Below are 2152 nucleotides of genomic sequence, written 5' to 3'. Positions count from 1 at the left end.
CACTGCTAACCTCACATATATGTATTGTGCAATACACATAATTTAGCTGATCTTTTATACAGAGGAAACGGCTTTTAGGGGTCGTTTGCGGGAGAGGGCGAAATCCTACGCTAAGGCTTTGGCCAACGATATTCTCCGGTAAGATTGATGTGTTCCCAGGGGATAGGAGAAGTCGCTTGATATCTAGTATGACGTCTGTCGCACCTGCTTGATCGCGGCCGCGATAGCTAGATCGCGTTGCTCCTCTTCTCCATCCGCGTTCCAAGCTGCGGAAAGGCACCCATAAGCGTACGCCTGGTCGAGCAGGCGACGCGGATCGACGTCCAGCGCACGAGAGAATGCGTCCGCCATCTGTGCAATGCGTCTAGGATCGAGACAAAGGTCGTCTCTGTCAGCCGGATCGTAGAACATATTGGCGGCGCCAAAGCCCACTTCACCGACCAGACCGACGGGATCTATCACCAGCCAGCCGCGACTGGAGAACATGATGTTTTCATGATGCAGATCGCCATGTAGCCCACGCAGTTCCGAGGCATTGCTCATCATTTGATCGGCTATAATCGCCGCGTGGACGTAGTCAGTTTGACAACCTGCGTTTTGATCATCGCGCGCCCGCTGAAACAAAGCTGCAAAGCGATCCCGGATCGGGAGAAGGGCAGAAGGCAGGGGTTCCTCAGATGCGGCATACAGCTTCGCCATTAGTTCCGCTGCAATTTCGGTCGCCTGGTAGTCGCCGTGCTCGGCAACGATGTGAGAGAGCATTCGCTCCCCGGCATATTCGAGCAACATCAGATTGTTCTCACGACCGAGCAACCGGACTGCTCCCCTCCCATTGCGCCATACCAGATAGTCGGCCCCGCGCAGTTCATCAGCAATGTCTTCTATAGGTTTCAATCCCTTGACGATTGCAGGAGTCCCGTCTGGCAATGAAACTTTCCAAACGAGGCTGGAAAAGGTGTCCGCAATGAGAACAGGTTGCGAAACGTGCCAATGAGCAGGAAAAACAGGCGGCATGAACATCAACCCCAAGTCAGAGGGTCCAATCGCAGATAGAAGGCAAGGCGTTCGCGGTCGGGGGCTTCGATCCCCAATACATTGAATAGGACAGCGAAGGCGCGCTCTGCTTCATCTGGCGCTGCCCAGTTCTCTTCGGCGTTAGCAATCATGAGTGCCAAATCGGCATAGCGATCTGCTGTTCCGAGCCGCCCAAGGTCGATCAGACCCGTGCATTGAAGAGTTTTAGGGTCCACCATGAAGTTCGGCATGCAGGGATCACCATGGCAAACAACCATATCGGTGCGCTCTTGGTCGAGCCGCACCGGTAGCTCTCGTTCGACACGAGCCAAAAGATCGAGCTGCGGCGTACTCTTGTCCTCGTCCGGTAAGAAGTCGGGATTGACGGCATTGCGGGACACCACATCAACGGCGCGTCCGAACATTCGCGACAGCCTGCGCTCAAACGGACATTGATCAACCGATAGGCTGTGAACAGCGCCAAGTTGCTGCCCCATTGACGGCCACGCTTTGAGCAAATCCGCTCCAGACAGATCAGCCGCCGGTACTCCCGGAATTGCCGTTATCACCAAGCATGCACCCTCCTGTTCCTCCTGCCAGTTGATCACCTCGGGGCAAGCCACACCTCGACCTTTGAGCCAAATGAGGCGGTCACGCTCTCCAGCGAGCTCACCGCGGCGGGAAGCAGGTGCGATTTTCGCGAAGGCATGCCCGTCACCACGTCGAAAAACAAAATCACCAGATTCTCCGCCTCTGACAGGCAACCAGTCAGAATGCGATTCACCAAAAAAAATATTAGTTCGATTCAATGGAGGTTCCTTCAGTTTTCTGATGAAGCGCGGAGGTGGCTCAACCTGCGAAAAGAAACGAGTTGCTACGTAAGTCCGAGAACATGCTTTCCATGGTCTCTGAGCTCGCCTTGATGCCCGAGGCATAGACTGTACAAAAAAACAGTCATAACAAGCCATGAAAACCGCCACTGCGCCGTTACCACCGCTGCGTTCGGTCAAGGTTCTGGACCAGTTGCGTGAGCGCATACGCTACTTGCATTACAGCTTACGAACCGAACAGGCTTATGTCCACTGGGTTCGTGCCTTCATCCGTTTCCACGGTGTGCGTCACCCGGCAACCTTGGGCA

3 protein-coding genes are annotated in these 2152 nt (G+C 54.6%); 1 reads left to right on the top strand and 2 read right to left on the bottom strand.

Annotated elements, in window-relative coordinates; genetic code table 11:
* Nucleotides 1-183: 183 nt before the first annotated feature.
* Both QMN93_RS25775 and aph(3'')-Ib read right to left on the bottom strand, forming a co-directional pair.
* Entirely contained in the window at nt 184-1020 is an 837-nt protein-coding gene (locus QMN93_RS25775) for an aminoglycoside O-phosphotransferase APH(6)-Id (protein ID WP_000480968.1), read from the bottom strand.
* On the bottom strand, nt 1020-1823 hold the full coding sequence (aph(3'')-Ib, locus tag QMN93_RS25770; protein WP_001082319.1) for an aminoglycoside O-phosphotransferase APH(3'')-Ib: 804 nt from the start codon (nt 1821-1823) through the stop codon (nt 1020-1022). The genes QMN93_RS25775 and aph(3'')-Ib overlap by 1 nt, the downstream gene beginning before the upstream one ends.
* 157 nt (nt 1824-1980) lie before the next feature.
* On the opposite strand from aph(3'')-Ib, the gene QMN93_RS25765 reads away from it, so the two are divergent.
* On the top strand, nt 1981-2152 hold a 172-nt coding region (locus QMN93_RS25765), incomplete at its 3' end, for a phage integrase N-terminal SAM-like domain-containing protein (RefSeq protein WP_170953011.1).

Origin of the sequence: Enterobacter sp. R-1.6.2 (assembly GCF_035064085.1) — a bacterium.
Taxonomy (GTDB): Bacteria; Pseudomonadota; Gammaproteobacteria; order Enterobacterales; family Enterobacteriaceae; genus Enterobacter; species Enterobacter asburiae_B.
This window is presented reverse-complemented; position numbering and strand designations above follow the sequence as displayed.

Coding starts and splice junctions, on each gene's coding strand:
- QMN93_RS25775 (WP_000480968.1), bottom strand. CDS start 1,020: ATGTTCATGCCGCCTGTTTTTCCTGCTCATTGGCACGTTTCGCAACCT.